The following is an 18,670-nucleotide window of genomic DNA, read 5'->3' on the forward strand; positions in this document are numbered from 1 at the left end:
GCGCGCATGGACGCGTGCCGTTTTTCGATCACGACAGGATGTCGTGTCGAAAAATCCCGGCAGGCTGTCCGCTCGCAATGGAGGTGTGTCGGGGAGGCCCTTTCTTTTGGTGACTTTTCTTTGGGCCAGCAAAGAAAAGTCACCCGCCGCTATAGCGGCGGAAGCTGTTGATTCTGGCCATGCCGATCCAGGTGTCTACTCGGAACAGGCCAAAGGCCTTCCGTCTTCGTGCTCTTGAACAGAGGCTCCCCATTCTTTGGATCAAGATCAAAGGCTTCCGCCTTCGGCGGGTTCCTTTTGTCTTGGCAAAAGGAACCAAAACCGCTGGCTCCTGACGCCCGCCGGGCCGGCTGCGCCGTCCCGGTCCCCTGTGCTCCTCGTCCGCAGCGGCACGGTGCCCAAACTCGCGCCGCTGGGCGGCGCTCAGACATGGGCACCTCTGCGGCCGCTCCGGCCTGCGGTGCGCGGCGGGCTTTAAGTCGCTGAAGGTCAACGTCAAAGTCACAGCTCAGGGCAACGGCAGAATCGCGATCTCAACCGATCGCGTCGAGCATCCTTGCCGCGATCCAGCGCTCCGCGAAGCCATCGAGCCGGCGACTTTCCAGAAAGCCGCAATGCCCCCCCCACCGCGAGATCTCCAGCCGCACCGGCGCCGGCAGTTGCAGCGCGCGGAAGCCCTCGACCGGAATCACCGGGTCGTCCTCGGCCATCAGGATGCTCGCCGGCACCTGCAGCGCCGACAACCGCGCACCTGCGATCGAATAGCCGTCGAAGTAGTTGTCGAGGGTGCCGAAGTCGGTGTGGCGCTCGACCATCCAGCGGGTCAACGGCCGCATCCGCAGGCCCAGCACCTGGTCGTCAAATGCGTGCAGTTGCGGGAACAGCTCGCGCTTGCGCGCCAGCGAGCCGCGCCACTTGCGCTCGAAGTACCACAGGTACATCGGCAGGCCCTGCTCCATCGCATCCATCGTGCGGGCCGGATCGAGCACCGGGCAGACCGCGGCCACGTGCGTGAGCGGCAGCCCGGCCGCCGGTGCGCGCAATGCCAGCCGCAGCGCGAAGTTGCCGCCGAGCGAATAGCCGGCCACCGCGAGCGGTAACCGCGGGAACAGCCGTGCGACTTCGAGGGCCGCATGAACGACCTCGTCGATCCGATTGGAGTGGAACAACCCCTCGTTGAGATGGTGGGTATCGCCGTGGTCGCGGAAGTTGAGCCGGAACACCTCGAAGCCCGCGCGCAGCAGATGCGCGGCGGTCAGGCGCATGTAACTGGAATCGACGCTGCCTTCCCAACCGTGCAGCAGCAGGACCAGTCCCCGCGAGAACGAGCCCTGGCGGGGGATCACGCTGTGCAGGCCCTGCAGGCGTACGCCGTCGCCGCCGTCGATGATGTGCGCAGTGGTGACCGCGCCACAGGCGGCCAGGCTGAGTTCGCCATGGCGTCGGCGCAGCGGACTGCTGCCGAGCACCGACTGCACGTGCGGACTGCGCAGCCAACGCGGCGGCCGGTAGTCGTCGGCCGTCAACTGCGGCAAGGACGTTGCGGCGGTCGGCAGCGGGGACAGCATCATGAGGTGAACTTAGCCCCTGCGTTTCGAGCATTCGCTCCAGCGCGGCCGATCGAGGCGGGCATCGGCTCAGCCGTTCATGGCATCGATGATCCGCTGCCGGGCGAGATCGGCGATCCGGCGCCGGCCCTCCTCTGCCCCCGGCGCGATCGGTTCGAGGAAATGCACCTCGCCCGGGCGCGTGGGCTCGCCGAGCAGGCGCAGGAAATTGGCCAGGAAGCTCTCCCCGGGCGTGAATGCGATCACCGTCTGGGCGCTGCCGCGTTCGCCATAGCGCAGCGCGACCGGCTGCACCGGCACGCCGGCCTCGACCGCGGCCAGGAAGATGCGCGCATGGAACGGTCCGATCTCGCGGCCGTTGCGGGTCCCTCCTTCGGGAAACACGCCGACCGAATGTCCGGTGCGCAGGCGGGCGAGCATCTCGTGCAGCACGCCGCCGAGCGACTCGGCGCTGCCGCGGGAATGGAAGATGGTCTCTCCGCGCATCGCCAGCCAGCCGATCAGCGGCCAGTTGGCGATCTCGCGCTTGGCCACGAATCCCATCATCCGCTGGCTGTGCAGGGCCGGGATGTCGATCCAGCTGACGTGGTTGGCGACGTACATCGCCGCGCCCGGCAACGGCGTGCCGACGCGGTGCAGGCGCAGTCCGAAGATCCGCATCAGCCCGCCCGACCAGGCACGGATCACCCGATGGTTGAAACGTTCCCCGCCCCAGCGCAGCTCGCCGGTCAGACGCGTGGTCAGCAGCAGCACGACCGGCAACGACACCAGCAGGTGCAGCACCAGCAGCGGAATCCGGTACAGATAGCGGAAGGCACGCGCCGGCCACGCGGATTGCGTGCCGGCGACGCCGTGGGGGGGCGACGCATTCATCGGGGGAATCATACCCAGCGCGGGACGGCTTCGGGGCCCGAGTCGCTCGCCGGCGACGATCAACGACGGCCGACCACCGCCAGGGTCAGCCGCGAGACGCAGACCAGGCGGCCAGCCTCGTCCTCGATGCGGATTTCCCACACGTGGGTGCTGCCGCCGACATGCAGCGGCCGCGCGGTGCCGGTCACCAGGCCTTCGCGCACGCCACGTACATGGTTGGCGTTGATCTCGATGCCGACCACGCCCTTGCCTTCCGGTACGCAAAGGCCGCCAGCGCTGGAACCCAGGGTTTCGGCCAGCAACACAGAGGCGCCGCCATGCAGCAGGCCATAGGGCTGGCGGGTGCGGCCGTCGACGGGCATCGTGCCGCGCAGGTAGTCGCGGCCGATCTCGGTGAAGACGATGCCCAGCGGCTCCATCGCGGTGCCCCGCGAGAGCGCGTTGAGTTGATCGAGGGACACATCGGAGCGGAACGGGGAGGCCGGCTCGGCGTTGCCGGCGGCGGAAGTTTCGGTGACGGTGCTCATGCCGCCACGATAGCCGAGCTTCGTCGGGCGGAGACAGCCCGGCTCAGCCAGGCAAGAAATTACCGACAGGCGCGCCGCGGAGAGATGGGGAGGGCGGGCACGCCTGTCGGCCAGGGGAAAGGACTTCGTGTTTCTTGTCGTGGTGTTGCTGCAGCGGGGGGCGCCGGGGTGTCGCCGGTCATGCCGCCCATCGATTACGCACCGTGATACAGCGAGGTGTAGGTGCGGCGGGTGTAGCGGCGGTCGGCGGCATAGCCGCTACTGCGGCCGTAGCCGACGCCGAATTCACGCTCGCGGTAGGCGCGGATGGGGGTGGCGGTGCTGCTGGCGCGGCGGTCGTCGCGGCGGCGGTTCAGGGTCTGGGCATTGATCTGGGCGTTCATGGCGGTTTCCTTGGGGAGTGGTGCGGCGGGGTGGGCGTTTGCCGATGTAGTGAATCGGTGTGCTGGTAATGTATAACACCTAGACTGTTTGACCATATGCCGGAAGTCATGCTTCCGTCCCTGCTCTGGAATCGTTCAGCTTGTGGGGCGGTCCGGGCGACCCGGCATGCGGTCTACCGATACAGATGTCCACGACGGGCGAACCGTTGCCATGACTGATGGGGGAGAAAGGGGGGCGGGCCATCATCGGCCGGGAGCGGCGGGGGCACGGCCGCTGCAACCATCAGGATCGAATCAGGGGGAATGATGATCGGACGCATCGCAGCGTCACTGCGGTTGTGCGCCCTGCCGTTGGGCGCGGCTACGGCCACTGACACGGCCGACATGGCCGGGGACTGCAGCGGGGCACCGGAGAACGCCGTGACGGAGTTGCCGGCGCCACTGTCGGAATGGGGCACGCCGATCTGTTCACCCGAACTCGGCCACATGCTCGCCCCTTCTCCGGGATTGCGCTGGGCATCATGTGCAACTGGGATGCGACCCAATGCAGCCCCGGCCATCGCTTCATGGTCCTGGACATGCGCGATCAGCGGCCCGGCAACTGATTGCCGGCCACGACGACCTACACCGCCGTAGAAGCGGCGTAAGCCGCGTTGGGCACCGCGGCAGACGTCATGGCCGATGCGGCGCCGGTCGCGACCCACGTCGCTCCTACACCGTTGCCGCGAAATGCCGCGGACTCGGGCCGTCTACAGAATCGGCGCCAGGCCCGCGCCGAACGCGGTGAAGATGCGGGTGGTGAAGCCCTTCAGGCCGAAATCGACCTCGGGGAAGTCGCCGACCGGCCGGTAGCAGGCACGGAAGCCGGGGTCGTCCGGCGGCAACGGTTCGGGACAGTCGGGCCCGGGCACGAACTCGTAGCTGGTCGCATAACGCAGCGGCCAGATGTCGAACAGCGGCAGGTATTCGAACGCCTTGCCGACCGAATAGTCGAGCCCGGAAAACACCGGCGGCTTGTCGCGGCGCGCGACGACCCAGGAATTCTCCGGACGGATGTCGCGGCGGATGCTGTCGGCCAGCGCGGTCGCGAACGCCTCATCCTCGATCACCACCGCCGCCTCGGTGTTGTAGTGATCGCCGCGCGGATCGAAGTTGTGGGTGCCGATCACGCCGACCCGGCCGTCGATCACCAGCGACTTGGCGTGCATGCCGATGCGGACGCCGGCGCGCTTGAGCGGCACCGGCTCGTGCGCCGCGCGCGAGGAGAAGCGCAGCGCGGCGTGCTCGCGGGTCAGCGCGCGCCGGTACTGGGCGCGCCCGACCGCGCTGCGGCGGTCGTAGCGTGTACGAAGTTCACGATGCAGATCGCTGCGGCTCAAGCCGTTGGGGAAGGTGACCGCGGTCGAGGCCACCGCGTCGACAGCGGCACCGTCGGGCTCGGCGCCGGTCGCATCGAGGTCGATCGGGGCATCGGTCGGGAACGGCTTGTACTCGTAGATGTGGAAGCCGAACTCGCGCAGGTAGCGGCGCTTGTACTTGTGCGACAGCGCGTAGACGATGAAGGCATCGGTCGCGGCCAGGCTGTTGGTCGAGACCACCACCCGCGGCGGCTCGGCGCGCTCCTGCATCTGCCGGAACATCTCCTGCGCGGGCCTGGACAGCACCAGGTACGGGGTCTGCATCAGCACCTCGTCGCGGGCCGATTCGATCAGCTCGCGCAGGGTGCGGCTGGCGCCTTCGTCGCTGACCAGCCCCGCGTGCTTGTCCGGCGTGTCGGAGATGTAGCGCACCTCGCCCACCGGGATCGCATGCGCGACCAGCGCCTCCTCGATCCGCTCCGGGTCCGACGCCTCGTCCCGCATCGCCTGCGCGCGCGCCGGATGCTGGTAGTCGGCCAGTTCCAGCGGCGGCACGCCCGCCTTGAGCAGGTAGCCGCCGACATCGTCGAGACGGGCCGCGGGCACGCTGCGCTTGTCGTTCCAGAACAGCTCGAAATCGGCCGCCATCGCGTGCGCGACCGGTCCCGCCACCAGCACGTCCCGGTCGCGGAAGTTGTAGCTCGCGTCCCAGTCGTAATAGTCGTCCTGGTAGTTGCGTCCGCCGGAGATGCCGACCGCGCCGTCGACCAGCAGCAGCTTGGTATGCATGCGCTGGTTCAGCTGATTCCAGCAACACAGCGCGGCCAGCGCGTATTCCGGATAGCTGATCAGCGCCTGCTTCAGCACCGGGTTGTACAGGCGGACCTCGAAGTTGGAGTGGGCGCCGGCCAGCGCGGCGAGGGTCTCGACCCTCCGCAGCGCCGACAGCTGGTCCATCAGCACCCGCACGCGCACGCCGCGTCGCGCCGCGGCGAGCAGCTCGTCGAGCACGAGCCGGCTGGCGTCGTCCTCGTCGAAGATGAAGGTCTGCAGGTCGATCGCGGTGGTCGCGCTGCGGATCAGGTTCAACCGCGCCATCAGCGCTTCGGGACCGCGATCGAGGATCAGCGCGTAGTGGCGCGGCGCTTCGGGCGTGGATGCGGCGAACGCATCGGCAGCCAGCTCGCGCAACGGCGAAGGCTCGGCACAGGCATCCTCCTCCGCGCAGGCGATCTCGCTCGAACGCGCGTCCATCGCGATCGCCTGCGCGCGGTCGCGCTGCGCGCCGGACAGGCTGGCGCAGGCGCCGAGCGACAGCGCGAGCCAGGCCACCGCCAGCAGTCGGATCCTGCGGGACCACCCGGCGGTCATGGGCCGGGATCCTTGTCGAGAAGCCTGACCCGCATCGTGAAACGGACGTGGTTGTCGAGTGCGAGCTTCCATGCGTCCAGGCCGTAGTCGTAGCGGTCGATCCGGCCGCTGGCGACGACGTCGCAATCGAGGCCCGGCCGGTCGCAGGTCGCAGGCAGCAGCTGGAAGGCCTCGTAGCGGGTCACCCCGCGTATCGTCAGCCGGCCGCGCAGCTGGCCGCCGCGGCGGACCTCGTCCTCGCCGACCGGGTCGGAGACGAATTCGATCTCGGGATAGCGCGAGGCATCGAAGAACGCCTCCCCGCGCGCCATCGCGGTATAGCGTTCGGAGTCGCCGATGCGGACCGCCGCGGTCGCCAGCCGCACCCGCACCTGGTGGCGGCGCTCGTCGACCGCGACCAGCTCGCCGTCGTAGCGTGGGAAGCGGCCGACGACCCGCTGGCCCCAGCGCGTGCGCAGCTCGACTCCGAAGCGGGTGTGCTCGGGATCGAACACGCCGATCGCGTGCTGTGCCGATGCCAGCAACGGCAGACCCAGCAACAGCACGCAGCACAGTCGCCCGCCCCTCCGATACAGGGCCAATGCCCCCAGCCGGCGAAGGCGGCCGTGCGGCGGCAATGCCGGTTCTGCCAAGACGCCCCTCCCTGTCACGTGCCGCTCGACTCCCGCCCGGCCGAGGTCCGACCCATCGGACACGGCTTCAGGTCAGGGCCGCGGAATTCCGGCGGGCCCGACCCGGGTCCACCGCGATCGGAGCGGCCACGCCCGACCGGCGTCGCAGTCACGGCCACCAGAAGGCGCTGAGTTGGGCGACGCCCGGCTCCAGCGCCCGGTCGCCCGGCAGCGACAGCACCGCGATCCCGCCCGGCGGCATCCCGCGGTACTCGCTGGACTGGCCGCTGTGCAGCAGCGCCGACAACCGCTCGAAGCCGGGGTTGTGGCCGACCAGCATCAGCCGCCCGACTTCGGCGTGGCCCTCGGCCACCGCGATCAGGTTGCCGGGCGTGGCTTCGTAGATGGCCGGTTCGATGCGCTGGTCGACATAGCCGATCACCGACAGCACCGCCTCCAGCGTCTCGCGGGTGCGCCGCGACGGCGAGCACAGCACGCAGTCGGGGATCAGCCGCTGTTCGGCGATCCAGCGGCCGGCTGCCTCGGCCTCGGCCAGGCCTTCGGCGGACAGCGGGCGGTCGAGGTCGGCCTGGCCGATCGACGCCGGTTCGGCATGGGCATGGCGCAGCAGGATCAGTTCACGCATTGAATTGAGGGCCGAGACTGGGGCCAGGCAAGCGTAACCGATACGTTGCCGGCGCGGCTGGCGGCTCTACCTGCGCAGCCACTTGAGCAGCGGCTGCCAGTCCTGCTGGTGTTCGCGGACCTTGGCCGACTGGTAGTCGAACATGCTCCTGCCCAGGCCGGTCAGCAGCACGTAGGCCTGGCTGTCGCGCAGTTGCGCGGCCAGCGGATACGGCCACTGCCTGAGCAGCTCGACCGTCTGTTGCGAGGCGTTCGTCCACGGCCGCAGCTTGTTGCCGACCAGCCCGACCCGCAGCTCGCCCTTGCGCACCCGCGGGTGCCTGGCCAGCGAGTCCAGGAACGGCACGGTCGCCTCGATGTCGAGGGTGGACGCCTGCACCGGCACCACCACGTGGTCGGCGAGCTCCAGAAGGTGTTCGAGGTCCTCCCCCATCGCCCCGGCCGGGGCATCGATCACCAGCCGCTGGGTGTCGTCGGGCAGCTGCTTGCGCCAAGCCTTGCGCTTGGTGCCGTCCAGCGGCAGCACAGCGCTATCGGTCCCGGCCCGGCGCTCAGCCCAGCGCGTCGAGGAACGCTGGGGGTCGGCGTCCAGCAGCACGGTGTTCAAACCATCGAGAGCCGCCTGCGCGGCAAGGTGGGTGGCGATAGTGGTCTTGCCGACGCCTCCCTTGGAACTGGCTACCAGCACGGTCTTCATGCGAGCTCCCTCCGGACGGAACCCGCAGCCTACACCGCCGGCGGTGGCCGGGCCATCGAGAGGGCGGACGAAGGTGGAGGGGTCTTCGCGAACGGAAGCCGCTCAGTCGCCGGGCGGCGGCCGGCCGGTGGTCACCAGGGCGCGGTGCCGGGGATTGCTCGGCAGCCAGCCCGCGGGCGGCTCCGCCTGTCCGACCCGGGCAAGGCGCCATTCCAGCGCGGCGACCTCGCCGTCAGCCAGGATCCGGCGCAGATAGCCTGGTGGCGACGCGCCACCAGCAGACGCCATCAGCTGCTCGTACTGCCAGTAGTGGCGACGCAGCGCCTCGCGCCAGCGTGCACCTTCCGGGCGATCCGCAGTCAATTGCACCTGCAGCACCAGACCCACAGCCCGCTCGACCAACGAAGAGCCCGCCCCCATGCGGGCGGCGGCACGGCGGCAGAGCGCGGGATCGGCCAGCGCGGCGGGGCCGATACAGGCCCGGGACAGCCCCGTCGTCGTCGCAGCAGCAGCCTGCTCCATCCAGACGCCCAACGCCGGCACATAGCGCAGTTCCTCAACGGTCATTGGCCGACCCAACCCCATCCGCTCACCGATCCCCTGGCGCAGGTCGGCGCCGGGATCAGGGATGGGCACATCGGCCAGTTGCCCGGCCAGCAGTCGGCCGGTCGACGCCAGCAGGTCGTCGAAACGGCCAGCATCGGCGAACAGGGCCAGTTGCCGGTCCAGTGCCTCGACATCGCCGGACTCCAGCAGCTTGTCCAGCCCCGGCAACCACACTGCGGCATTGTCGGCGTCGAGCTCGCGCAGTCGCTGCAACGCGGCCTGCATGTCGCAGCTGGAGAGCCGATGGCCACAATCCTCCGCGACATGCCAGGCGACCAGCGGATCGTCCGGTGCCATGTCCAGCGCGCGGGCCAGCGATGCGGCACGGCGTGCCGCCTCCGCGTCGCCACGGCGTTCGAGCGCGGTCGGATCGGACAGCCCACCGCCCGGCGCCAGGGTCACCAGGGCCAGGGTCAACTGCGCATGCGCGTCGCCGGCCGCAGCCCGCGCTTCCAGATGACGGCGGATCGCCGACCGGTACGCATGTTCCCAGGCGACCATCGCCTGCAGCGTATCCGGCGACGACGCGCCGTCGCCGTCGCGGTCACCGACGCTCCGCGGCGCCGTCCGCATCGAAGCCTCGGGCGCCGGATCTCCAGCGGTACCGCCGGCCGTGGACTTCCGATGATCGGCCACACCGTCGGCGACGCCTTCCTCGCCGGTTTCGCGACCACTCATACCGTTCCAGGCCAGCAGCACCGCGATTGCTGCCATCACGCCCAGCCATGCCCACCGCATCGCATCTTCCCTGCCCGTCGAATCAACAGACTAGCAAGTCACGGGGCCCCCTCAGCCCACCAGGGCCCGCACCAGCACCGCCCACAGCGGCAGCGTCGCCATCGACAGCAGCACCCCGTAGCCGACCATTGCCGCGGCCAGGCGTGGGGCCAGGCCCTGGGCGATCGCCAGCGCGCCGGCGGTGACCATCGACGGCATCGCCGATTCCAGCACGGTCGCCTGCGCCATCGCGCCGTGCAGGCCAAGCAGCGGCACCAGCGCCAGTGCGAGCGCGGGCATCACCGCCAGCTTCAGCAGCAGGCCGGAGGCGAGCGGCTTGAGTTCATCGCGCGGCAGGGTCAGCCGCACCGACAGGCCGATGGTCAGCATCGCCAGCGGCAGCAGCGCGTCGGACAGGCGCTGCAGGCCGCCGGCGATCCAGTGCGGCGGCTCGGCGGGCATCACCGTGAAGCCGGCCAGCAGCGCCCACAGCGGCGGGAAGCGCAGGATCCGCATCAGGATCGTGCGTAGGTCCGGCGCATGCTCGCCGCCGTAGCGCGCCAGCACCCACAGGCCGAACGTCGACAGGATCATGAAGGCGCCGAACTGGTCGTAGACCACGGCGTACGGCAGCCCATGCTCGCCAACCAGCGCGCGCACCAGCGGATATCCCAGGTAGCTGGTGTTGCCCAGCGCCACGGTCAGCAGCAGTACCGCGTGCTCGTCGCGACGGAAGCGCAGCCAGCGCGCGCACAGGCCGACCAGCAGCACGGTCGCGGCCAGCAGCAGCCACGGCACGGCGATCACCCCCAGCAGCGCCGGCTCCAGGCTGAGGCGCGGCGCGTAGCGCAGCACCGCTGCCGGCAGGCAGACGTACAGCACCACCAGGTTCAGCACCTGCGGAGCGTCGGCCGGCAGCACCCGCAGGCGCTGGAACAGATAGCCCAGCGCCAGCATCGCCAGCACCAGGGCAAAGGCGTCGAAGGCCATCGATTCGCATCGGCGGGAGAAGACACCCATCCTCGGCGCCGCACCGGCCGCGCTCAAGTAGACGAAGGTCCGCGGTGGCCCGGCATGGGGGTCCGGGCCCGCTGCCGGCTATCATGCGGCCTGGACACGGGAGTCCCGTACGAAGAATGAGCGAGTTGCAAGACCTGGTCGCGCTGATCCGCGCGAACACCCCCCTGATCGTGATCGAGACCCGCGACGAGGCGCGCGTGACCGAGCTGTTCCGGCAGGCGCTGATGCAGGTCTGGCGGGCGATGTTCCGCTGGTCGATCACCGAGGGCCTGCGTCGGATCGATCTCGACCGCGAGGACCCGGCCGAATGCCCGCCCGACGTGTCGAGCACGCTTGGCACGATCCGCGACGCCGGCCAGCGCGGCGTCTATCTCCTGTTCGACATCCATCCGTTCCTCGGCGCGGCGATGACCCTGCGCCAGCTGCGCGAGCTCATCGACCGCCGCGGCAGCCAGCCGCACGTGCTGGTGATGGTCGGGCACAAGGTCGAGCTGCCGGACGAGCTGGAGTCGCGCGCGGTGCGCTACCGGCCACGGCTGCCCGACGCCAACGCGCTGCTCAAGCTGGTCCGTCAGCAGGCAGAGGACTACGCGCGCGAGCACGGCGGCAGGCGGGTCGAGGTCGATGGCGAAGCGGTCCAGCAGATCGTGCGCAATCTCAACGGCCTGGATCCCATCGATGCGCGTCGGATCGCCCGCCACCTGATCTTCCGCGACGGCGCGCTCGGCGCCGACGACCTGCCGGAGCTGGCGCGCCTGAAGTTCGAACTGCTCAACCAGAGCGGCCACCTGCATTACGAATACGACAGCGCGCGCCTGGACGAGGTCGCCGGAGCCCGCCGGATCAAGCGCTGGATCGGCCAGCGCCGCGATGTTTTCGTCACCGGCACCGCTCCACCCGGGCTCGACATCCCCAAGGGCCTGCTGCTGCTCGGCGTGCAGGGCTGCGGCAAGTCGATGATCGCCAAGGCGGTCGCCACCGGCTTCGGCGTGCCGTTGGTGCGGTTGGACTTCGGCACCCTGTACAACAAGTATCACGGCGAGACCGAGCGCAACCTGCGCGAGGCACTGGCCGCGGCCGAGCAGCTGGCGCCGTGCGTGCTGTGGATCGACGAGATCGAGAAGGCGTTGTCGGGCGACGACAACGACGGCGGCGTGTCGCGACGCGTGCTCGGGCACCTGCTGACGTGGATGGCCGAACGCCGCTCGCGGGTGTTCCTGGTCGCGACGGCGAACCAGATCGATGCCCTGCCGCCGGAGCTGCTGCGCAAGGGCCGTTTCGACGAGGTGTTCTTCGTCGACCTGCCCGACGCCGCCACCCGCGAACGGCTGTTCGCGTTGCATCTGGGCAAGCGCGCGCTGCGCGCGGAAGACTTCGATCTGGCCGGACTGGTCGCCGCCAGCGATGGCTTCTCGGGGGCGGAGATCGAACAGGCGATCGTGTCGGCGATGTACGCCGCCCATGCCGCCAAGGTACCGCTGAACGATTTCGCACTGCGTGCCGAACTCAAGCAGACCCGACCGCTGTCGGTGCTGATGGCCGAGCAGGTCGAGGCGCTCCGCGCCTGGGCCGCCGGGCGGACGGTGCCGACGGACTAGCGCCTCAGTCGCCGTCCTCGTCTTCGACCTTCTCGACCGGCAGCACGATGACCCTGCCGTCCCACTGGCGACCCTCGGCCTGCCAGTAACGTTCCGGCTGCCAGCGCTCGCTGGCGAAGAAGTCGCGCGGCGCCACGTCGCCGCGACTGCGCCCGAACTTGACCCGGTCCAGCGTCGCTCCGAGCCGGCTGCCGGTGACGTCCGCCCGCGCCTGCCGCAACGCCCATTCCATCCTTGGCTGCGCGACCTCGTCGCCATAGACGGCATACAGCTCGGGACCGATCTCCAGCGCGCGTCGGCGCTCTTCGGCACTCATCTGCTGCCACATCTTCTCGCGCACCAGCAGCAGGTCGCGGTAGCCGCGCTCGGCGGCCAGGTCGCTCCAGACGTAGGCGAGCGCACGGTCGCGCGCGGTGCCGACGCCGTGCCAGTGCATCAGGCTCAGCGAATGCTGCGAGAACTTGTCGGCATGGCGCGCGGCCATGCGGAACCGGTCGAGCGCGCGGCCGGGATCGTCGAGCTTCAACGCACGCAGCGCACGCACCCGCCACAGCTCGTTCAGGTGCGCGGCGGCCAGGCCTTCGGCCCGTTCGAGCTCGATGAAGCTCAGCGTCCGCAACTGCGGGACGATCGCCGCCTCCGCATCGTCCGCGGGCTGGGCGGCGCCGGCCGGTGGCGACGGGAGCATCGCCAGCAGAAGGATCAGGGAACCCGGGATCAGGGACTGGCGCATGGAAGTCTCCGCGACGGCCGACGGTTCCGGTTTACACCGGCGCCGCCACCGGGTCAAAGCGTCCGGCCAGCCGTGCTCAGGCCGCGGCCAGGTCGAACGAGACGCTGATCCGCTCGCCGTCGCCGCGGTACGGCAGGGTGCGGTGGAACAGGTAGGACGGGAACAGCAGCAGGTCGCCGGCTCGCGGGCATTCCAGCCGCAGTGCCGCGGCCTCGACCGCAGGCAATCCGGCATACGGGCGTCCGAACTCGATCCAGCCGGCATGGGTGGGATCTTCGGGCCCGATCGCATCCGGCACGGTCACGTAATAGGCACCCGACAGCCAGGATTCCTCGTGGATGTGGGTGTCGATGTAGCCGCTTTCCGCCGCCTGCGTGGCCCAGACATGCAGCACGTAGTCGCGCGGGACATTGCGCAGGAACGGATCGTCGGGATCCCGTCGGCAGCCGGCGATGAAGGCGTCGATCGCGGCGCGCAACCGCTGCTCGAAGCCGGCGATCGCGGCGGTGCGGTCGGCCAGCAGATCGCCGCTGAGATAGGCATTGCGGGCGGCGAGCCCGGCCGGCTCCCAGCGCTGCCGGCTGTGGTGGCGGATGTCGTCGGCCAGCGCGCGATGGAAGGCTTCGGCGTCGGCGAAGCCATCCGGCGCCGGCAACGCGATGCGATGCACGTGCCGGTGCAGGCCCAGCAGGGCATCGGCGCGGGCGGCACCGTGCTCGAGCGCGGTGGCGACACCGAGATGGGCGATCGCGCGCTGGTCGTCGGTCGCCTGGCGCAAGGCACGGTCGAGCGCCTCCAAGGCCGCACCGGTGCGGCCGTCCTGCAGCAGCGCGATGCCATGCTGGCGACGCAGCACCGGCGTGTCGACACCGCGTGTCAGCGCGCTCTCGTACGTCGACGCCGCCTCGGCGGGTCTGCCGTTGATCAGCAACTGCTCGCCGAGCGTGTCGACCGCCGCCGGATCCTGCGGCGCCAGCCGCAACGCTTCGCGTGCATGCCGCTCGGCGCGCTGCGGATCGCCGAGCTTGCGGTGCAGGATCGCGGCGATCCGGTGCGCATCGGCGAAGTCCCGCGCGAGTGCGAGCGCGCGCTGCACCGATGCCAGGCCCTCGCGCAGCGAGGCGGTATCGAACAGGTTGGACTGCAGCGCCGCCAGCGCATGGTGGGTCGGCGCGGCCTGCGGCTGCAGGCGCACCGCGTTGCGTGCGGCGGCGATCGCGGCCGGGTAGTCCTGGCGCTGGCCGAGCGCGGCGGCAAGGTTGTTCCAGGCCTCGGCCCAGTCGGGCGCGCGTACGGTCGCGGCGGCGAAGCCCTGCGCCGCCTGTTCCATCTCGCCCAGCGCATAGCAGGCGGTGCCGTAGCGGAACGCGGCGCGTGCATCGCCGGGCAGCGTCCGCATCGCCTGCTGCAACAGCGTCCGCGCGGCGCGCGCGTCGCCGCTCTGCAGCAGCGCGGTACCCAGGTCGAGCGCGGTCCCGGCATCGTCCGGTCGCAGCGCCAGCGCGTGCTGCAGCGCCAGGATGCAGGCGTCGGACCGGCCCAGCCCCTGCTCGGCGACGGCCAGCAGCCGCCATGCATCGAATGCGTCCGGAGCCAGCCGGGTCGCGGCCAATGCGGCTTCGCGGGCCGCCGTCGGCTGGCGGCGCTGCAATGCCGCCCAAGCTTCGCGCAACCGGGCCACGACCTCCGCCGGCGGCGATGCCGCCGATCCCCGCGCGCCGCTCACGACAGCCACCAGCCGGTGATCGCGAGACGGTCCTCTCCGGCCCACGGCGCGACCAGGCTGACCGCATGGCCGGCCGGCACAGCGAACAACGACAGGCTGTTGTAGCGCGGCAGGAAGGTGTCGGTGACGCGGCCGCCGTCGTCGATGAACTGCAGCAGCCCGCCCCAGTCGGCCTGCCAGTGCGCGCTCAGGTTCAGCACGTAGGCGTACAGCCGGCCCTCGCTGCTGTCGACGTCGGTGTGGTAGCGCAGGAACTGGCCGGGACGGTAGCGGGTCGCCTGGGCGTTGACCCGGCGGATCCGCGCGTCGCCGCTCAGCGCACGGGCGAAGGCGATGTATGGCGGCGAGTTGAACAGCTCCAGCACGCGGTGCAGCAGCAGTCCGGGATCGCGTCCCTCGCGGTAGGCCGGGACCATCATGTAGCTGTCGTAGGCGAAGCGGAACGCGGCGTCGCCCTGCAGCCCGTGCGCCGAGACTGCAGCCTCGACGTAGAGGTGCAGGCGGTCACCGTCGTCCATCGCCGCGTAGGTGGCTGCATCGATCGTGCGCGCGGCCGCCGCATCGCGCAGCGCCAGCGTCCACGGCACCTCTTCGGCCAGGCACTGCCGCAACCGCGCCGCCGCGTCCGCCTGCAGGAAGTCGGCGACCTGGACGCGGCCTTCGCGGTGCAGCGCGTCGCGCCAGCGGGGAATGTCGAGGGCTTCGTTGATCATGCGGCGAGGCCGGGCGTCGGTGCCGGCAGCAGATTCAGTAGCCGGCCGCCTGGCCGTCCTTGCGCGACTCGCTGGCGCCGACATAGCCGCCCTCGGGATTGACCATGATCGCCTGATAGCCACCGTAGGGACCGTGCGCGAAACGCACACTGTGACCGCGGCGCATCAGTTCGCGCACCGTCGCGTACGGGAAGCCGGTTTCCAGGTCGAGCTCGCCGCCATCGGCCATCGCGATGTTCTGTCCGGCCGGCTCGGTGGAACCGTCGTGCTGGATGCGCGGCGCATCGCCGGCCTCCTGCAGGTTCATGCCGAAGTCGATCATGTTGATCAGGATCTGCGCGTGGCCCTGCGGCTGCATCGCCCCGCCCATCACGCCGAACGACAGCCACGGCTTGCCGTCCTTCGTCACGAAGGCCGGGATGATGGTGTGGAACGGGCGCTTGCCCGGCGCGTAGCTGTTCGGATGCCCTTCCTTGAGGACGAACTGCTCACCGCGGTCCTGAAGGATGAAACCCAGTCCTGGCGGTGCCATGCCGCTGCCCATGCCGCGGTAGTTGGACTGGATCAGCGACACCATCATGCCGTCGGGATCGGCGACGGTCAGGTAGATGGTGTCGCCCTCGTTGAGCTGCGGGATCACCCCCGGTTCGGCCGCCTTCATCGCCCGATCCATCGAGATCAGCCTGCGGCGCTCGGCCGCGTAGGCCTTCGAGACCAGCCGCTCGACCGGCGTCCTGTAGTGGTCCGGATCGGCATAGGAGGCGGCGCGGTCGGCGAAGGCGAGCTTCTTGGCCTCGGTGAACAGATGCACGTGCTCGGGACTGCCGAAACCGTAGCCCTTCAGATCGTAGCCCTCGAGGATGTTGAGGATCTGCAGCGCGGCGATGCCCTGCCCGTTCGGCGGCAGCTCCCAGACGTCGTAGCCGCGGTAGTTGGTGGACACCGGCTCGACCCATTCGCCTTCGTGCGAGGCGAGGTCCTCGTAGGACAGGAAGCCGTCGCTGGCCTTGAAGTAGGCATCGATCGTGCGCGCGATCCCGCCCTTGTAGAACGCATCGCGGCCACCGTCGGCGATCTGCTGCAGGGTGTCGGCCAGGTTCGGGTTGCGCCACATCTCGCCGGTACGCGGTGCGCGGCGCCCGCCCCTGCCGTCATCGACGGTGAACTGCTCGGCGAAGCCGGGCCATTTCGACAGCACCGGCACGCTGCGGTCCCAGTAGTAGGCGATGGTCTGGTGGACCGGATGGCCTTCGCGCGCATAGCGGATCGCCGGCGCCAGGTTCTCGGCCATCGGGCGGCGTCCGAAGCGCCCGTGCAGCGCGAACCAGCCGTCGACCGTGCCCGGCACGCTGACCGGCAGCGGCCCGTGCGGCGGCACCGCGGCCAGTCCGCGGCGACGGAACTCGTCCAGCGTCAACGACTTCGGCGAGCGTCCGGAGCCGTTGTAGCCATGGAGCTTCCCGGTCTTCGGGTCCCAGACGATCGCGAACAGGTCGCCGCCGATGCCGTTGCCGGTCGGCTCCATCAGTCCGAGCGCGGCGTTGGCGGCGATCGCGGCATCGACCGCGCTGCCGCCGTCCTTCATCACGTCCAGTGCGATCTGGGTCGCCAGCGGATGCGAGGTGGCCGCCATCGCGTGCGGAGCATAGACCTCGCTGCGGGTGGCGAAGGGCTCGCCGGTGATCCGGTCGGCGGCGGCGGCCTCGAACGGCGCGGTGAACGGCAGCGCCAGCGCGAGAACGGTCAGGACAAGGCGGGACAAGGCGGTCGGGCGTCGCATGGGCGGCACGCAAGTGGCAGGGACACGAAGCTCATCCTACCGCGATGCCTGCCCATGCTTGGCATCGCTGACGCCTTCGGCAACCCATGGCAATTCGCGCGGTGGCGCTTGCGGCCCTATCCGCCGTGAATCTATGTCGATGTCCGTCCGGATCCTGCCCCGCGCAGACCACCTCGGTGACCGGCTCGATCAGGGAATCAGGGCGCGCAGCATGCCGCTCCACATTGCGGGCTGCCGCAGCACGCATTACAGCACGTCAAGGGCCCCCGCCATTGGGACATCCAATCGAACAACACTGTCCATCGAACCTGGACAGCGGGGCATCGCCCGCTTCCGGCGACAATGCCATTTCCGGCTGCACGCTCGCGTTCGTGCTCCGCAACGCCGCGCATTCCGCGGACAGATCGTCGGGATCGATCGCTTCTGCCAGAAATTCGAAGGCGATTTCAGGAGGTTCGCCCGGTACGTGCGACAGAGACATGCTGGCCGGACGACCCAGTTCCATCTGCAACACAGGCTCGTCCTTCAATACCCACTCGCCGCCGGACAGCCGGTGCAACCCGGCCTCGATGAGAATCCCGGGCCGATCCCTGAAAGGAGCTTCCACCGCCATCGCCGTCAGTCTGTAACCGGCGCCAGTCAGCTCCTCATCCTGGGGCCGGTAACTCATCGTTGCGCGCTTGCCCTCCTGCACGATGAGTACCGGCATGTCGATCGAACGGCCTGCTTCGGTAAGGGTGACCTTGAGCTTGTAGTAATTGGCCCTTTTTCCCGGCTCCGATGTTCCGGCAAAGCCCGCGGGCAAGGAGAAAAGGAAAGCTGCCAGCAGTCCGGTAGCGCAAATCATCCTGAACATGTCATCCAGCTCCCTGAAAAGGACCGAGACCCGTGTAACACGCCCCCCTTCGCGGGAACAAACGAGCCTCCACGCTGCTGGAGTTGCAAACACGACAGAGCCGCCTCGCGGCGGCGTCTCGGAAGCGGATTCAGGTATCGCCGGCGTTCATGGCCACGTTGGCGGGTTCTCGGCCCAGGCGGCCTGTACCTCGGCGAGGGTCGCGCGCTCGGACTCTTTCCAGTCCGGCAGCAGCTCGGCGTAGCGTGCGCTGGTGCGCCACTGGTCCGGCTCGCTGCGCACCGCCGCGGCGTACCACTTCACCGCCTCGTCCTTGCGGTCGACCGACCACAACGCCAGCGCCAGGGTCTGCGGCATCCAGGTCGCGGTGAGCCCGCGCGCGGTCAGCAGCGCATGCCACTGGGTCAGCGCGCCCTGGGCGTCGCCGGCGCGGTACAGGTCCCAGCCGTAGTTCCAGATCACCGGACGCCACAGGATGTTGCTCTCGCTCAGGCCGTTGAGCGCGCGCTGGTACAGGCTGCGGCCGATCTCGACCCGGCCCGCCTGCATCGCCATGTGCGCGAGCTGGGCGGCTTCGGCATGGGCGCGCGGGTCGCGCTCGATGATCACCAGCAGCTTCTGCATCGCAGGCTCGCCGGTTTCGTTGATCGCGACCACCGGTTTGGTCGCATGGCTGTCGCTGTCGAAATAGAACTCGGCCGGCGGCGGCATGGTCTGCGCGAGGCCGGTGCCCGACACGGCGAGCAGGGCCGCGAGCAGCAAGATTCGTGGCGTCATCCGCATGTCCCCCTGATGCAACGTGATGCAGCGCAATGCTGGTGCAACGCAGCAATGGTAACCCAAGTCCCGCCCGGATCGTGACGACCGCCACATCCCACCCGGGACCGG

17 protein-coding genes are annotated in these 18,670 nt (G+C 69.6%); 1 reads left to right on the forward strand and 16 read right to left on the reverse strand.

The genetic code is table 11. The annotated features are described in order from the left end of the window. Positions 1-533: 533 nt before the first annotated feature. The 10 genes from L3V18_RS14050 to L3V18_RS14095 form a co-directional block, all read right to left on the reverse strand. Complete coding sequence (locus tag L3V18_RS14050) at positions 534-1,571, reverse strand: YheT family hydrolase (RefSeq protein ID WP_237055874.1); 1,038 nt, start codon at positions 1,569-1,571, stop codon at positions 534-536. Between the two features lie 66 nt (positions 1,572-1,637). After that, the gene (locus L3V18_RS14055; protein ID WP_237055876.1) at positions 1,638-2,441 is read right to left on the reverse strand and encodes a lysophospholipid acyltransferase family protein; all 804 of its coding nucleotides are present in this window, start codon (positions 2,439-2,441) and stop codon (positions 1,638-1,640) included. A gap of 59 nt (positions 2,442-2,500) precedes the next feature. Continuing rightward, complete coding sequence (locus L3V18_RS14060; RefSeq protein ID WP_425493536.1) at positions 2,501-2,968, reverse strand: hotdog fold thioesterase; 468 nt, start codon at positions 2,966-2,968, stop codon at positions 2,501-2,503. A gap of 194 nt (positions 2,969-3,162) precedes the next feature. Continuing rightward, the gene (locus L3V18_RS14065) at positions 3,163-3,351 is read right to left on the reverse strand and encodes a hypothetical protein (RefSeq protein WP_237055879.1); all 189 of its coding nucleotides are present in this window, start codon (positions 3,349-3,351) and stop codon (positions 3,163-3,165) included. 749 nt (positions 3,352-4,100) lie between these two features. Next, complete coding sequence (locus tag L3V18_RS14070; protein ID WP_237055882.1) at positions 4,101-6,080, reverse strand: phospholipase D family protein; 1,980 nt, start codon at positions 6,078-6,080, stop codon at positions 4,101-4,103. Beyond that, complete coding sequence (locus tag L3V18_RS14075) at positions 6,077-6,712, reverse strand: YceI family protein (RefSeq protein ID WP_237055884.1); 636 nt, start codon at positions 6,710-6,712, stop codon at positions 6,077-6,079. The genes L3V18_RS14070 and L3V18_RS14075 overlap by 4 nt, the downstream gene beginning before the upstream one ends. Positions 6,713-6,860: 148 nt before the next feature. Then, positions 6,861-7,337, reverse strand: a complete 477-nt coding sequence (locus tag L3V18_RS14080; protein ID WP_237055886.1) for a SixA phosphatase family protein — start codon at positions 7,335-7,337, stop codon at positions 6,861-6,863. 66 nt (positions 7,338-7,403) lie between these two features. Beyond that, a complete protein-coding gene (locus L3V18_RS14085) occupies positions 7,404-8,033 on the reverse strand; it encodes a ParA family protein (RefSeq protein WP_237055888.1) in 630 nt (209 codons plus the stop codon). Positions 8,034-8,135: 102 nt separating this feature from the next. Next, complete coding sequence (locus L3V18_RS14090) at positions 8,136-9,377, reverse strand: hypothetical protein (protein ID WP_237055890.1); 1,242 nt, start codon at positions 9,375-9,377, stop codon at positions 8,136-8,138. A 51-nt stretch (positions 9,378-9,428) separates the two neighbouring features. Continuing rightward, positions 9,429-10,346, reverse strand: a complete 918-nt coding sequence (locus L3V18_RS14095; RefSeq protein ID WP_237055892.1) for an AEC family transporter — start codon at positions 10,344-10,346, stop codon at positions 9,429-9,431. A gap of 146 nt (positions 10,347-10,492) precedes the next feature. Between L3V18_RS14095 and L3V18_RS14100 the strand changes: the two genes are divergently transcribed. Then, positions 10,493-11,974: an AAA family ATPase gene (locus tag L3V18_RS14100; protein ID WP_237055893.1), complete on the forward strand. Its 1,482-nt coding sequence runs from the start codon at positions 10,493-10,495 to the stop codon at positions 11,972-11,974. Positions 11,975-11,978: 4 nt separating this feature from the next. Here the strand turns inward: L3V18_RS14100 and L3V18_RS14105 are convergent, their stop codons facing one another. The 6 genes from L3V18_RS14105 to L3V18_RS14130 all read right to left on the reverse strand — a co-directional run bounded on the left by L3V18_RS14105 (position 11,979) and on the right by L3V18_RS14130 (position 18,559). Next, entirely contained in the window at positions 11,979-12,707 is a 729-nt protein-coding gene (locus tag L3V18_RS14105; protein ID WP_237055894.1) for an SEL1-like repeat protein, read from the reverse strand. Positions 12,708-12,783: 76 nt separating this feature from the next. Beyond that, the gene (locus tag L3V18_RS14110; RefSeq protein ID WP_237055895.1) at positions 12,784-14,433 is read right to left on the reverse strand and encodes a putative 2OG-Fe(II) oxygenase; all 1,650 of its coding nucleotides are present in this window, start codon (positions 14,431-14,433) and stop codon (positions 12,784-12,786) included. Then, positions 14,430-15,146, reverse strand: coding sequence for a 2OG-Fe(II) oxygenase (locus L3V18_RS14115; RefSeq protein ID WP_237055896.1), 717 nt, complete (start codon positions 15,144-15,146; stop codon positions 14,430-14,432). Before L3V18_RS14115 ends, L3V18_RS14110 begins: the two co-directional genes overlap by 4 nt. A 34-nt stretch (positions 15,147-15,180) precedes the next feature. Continuing rightward, positions 15,181-16,926, reverse strand: a complete 1,746-nt coding sequence (ggt, locus tag L3V18_RS14120; RefSeq protein WP_237055897.1) for a gamma-glutamyltransferase — start codon at positions 16,924-16,926, stop codon at positions 15,181-15,183. Positions 16,927-17,182: 256 nt separating this feature from the next. Continuing rightward, positions 17,183-17,782: a hypothetical protein gene (locus L3V18_RS14125; RefSeq protein WP_237055898.1), complete on the reverse strand. Its 600-nt coding sequence runs from the start codon at positions 17,780-17,782 to the stop codon at positions 17,183-17,185. A gap of 147 nt (positions 17,783-17,929) precedes the next feature. After that, positions 17,930-18,559 (reverse strand): tetratricopeptide repeat protein, encoded by a 630-nt coding sequence (locus L3V18_RS14130; RefSeq protein ID WP_237055899.1) that lies wholly within the window; start codon positions 18,557-18,559, stop codon positions 17,930-17,932. Positions 18,560-18,670: the final 111 nt, after the last annotated feature.

Source organism: Marilutibacter chinensis, assembly GCF_021725675.1.
GTDB lineage: Bacteria > Pseudomonadota > Gammaproteobacteria > Xanthomonadales > Xanthomonadaceae > Marilutibacter > Marilutibacter chinensis.

What these genes read in the sequence shown, in the direction of transcription:
- L3V18_RS14085 (WP_237055888.1), bottom strand. Translation starts at nt 8,033, where the DNA reads ATGAAGACCGTGCTGGTAGCCAGTTCCAAGGGAGGCGTCGGCAAGACC.
- L3V18_RS14055 (WP_237055876.1), bottom strand. Translation starts at nt 2,441, where the DNA reads ATGAATGCGTCGCCCCCCCACGGCGTCGCCGGCACGCAATCCGCGTGG.
- L3V18_RS14050 (WP_237055874.1), bottom strand. Translation starts at nt 1,571, where the DNA reads ATGATGCTGTCCCCGCTGCCGACCGCCGCAACGTCCTTGCCGCAGTTG.
- L3V18_RS14115 (WP_237055896.1), bottom strand. Translation starts at nt 15,146, where the DNA reads ATGATCAACGAAGCCCTCGACATTCCCCGCTGGCGCGACGCGCTGCAC.
- L3V18_RS14070 (WP_237055882.1), bottom strand. Translation starts at nt 6,080, where the DNA reads ATGACCGCCGGGTGGTCCCGCAGGATCCGACTGCTGGCGGTGGCCTGG.
- L3V18_RS14095 (WP_237055892.1), bottom strand. Translation starts at nt 10,346, where the DNA reads ATGGCCTTCGACGCCTTTGCCCTGGTGCTGGCGATGCTGGCGCTGGGC.
- L3V18_RS14080 (WP_237055886.1), bottom strand. Translation starts at nt 7,337, where the DNA reads ATGCGTGAACTGATCCTGCTGCGCCATGCCCATGCCGAACCGGCGTCG.
- L3V18_RS14125 (WP_237055898.1), bottom strand. Translation starts at nt 17,782, where the DNA reads ATGTTCAGGATGATTTGCGCTACCGGACTGCTGGCAGCTTTCCTTTTC.
- L3V18_RS14065 (WP_237055879.1), bottom strand. Translation starts at nt 3,351, where the DNA reads ATGAACGCCCAGATCAATGCCCAGACCCTGAACCGCCGCCGCGACGAC.
- ggt (WP_237055897.1), bottom strand. Translation starts at nt 16,926, where the DNA reads ATGCGACGCCCGACCGCCTTGTCCCGCCTTGTCCTGACCGTTCTCGCG.
- L3V18_RS14090 (WP_237055890.1), bottom strand. Translation starts at nt 9,377, where the DNA reads ATGCGGTGGGCATGGCTGGGCGTGATGGCAGCAATCGCGGTGCTGCTG.
- L3V18_RS14060 (WP_425493536.1), bottom strand. Translation starts at nt 2,968, where the DNA reads ATGAGCACCGTCACCGAAACTTCCGCCGCCGGCAACGCCGAGCCGGCC.
- L3V18_RS14105 (WP_237055894.1), bottom strand. Translation starts at nt 12,707, where the DNA reads ATGCGCCAGTCCCTGATCCCGGGTTCCCTGATCCTTCTGCTGGCGATG.
- L3V18_RS14100 (WP_237055893.1), top strand. Translation starts at nt 10,493, where the DNA reads ATGAGCGAGTTGCAAGACCTGGTCGCGCTGATCCGCGCGAACACCCCC.
- L3V18_RS14130 (WP_237055899.1), bottom strand. Translation starts at nt 18,559, where the DNA reads ATGACGCCACGAATCTTGCTGCTCGCGGCCCTGCTCGCCGTGTCGGGC.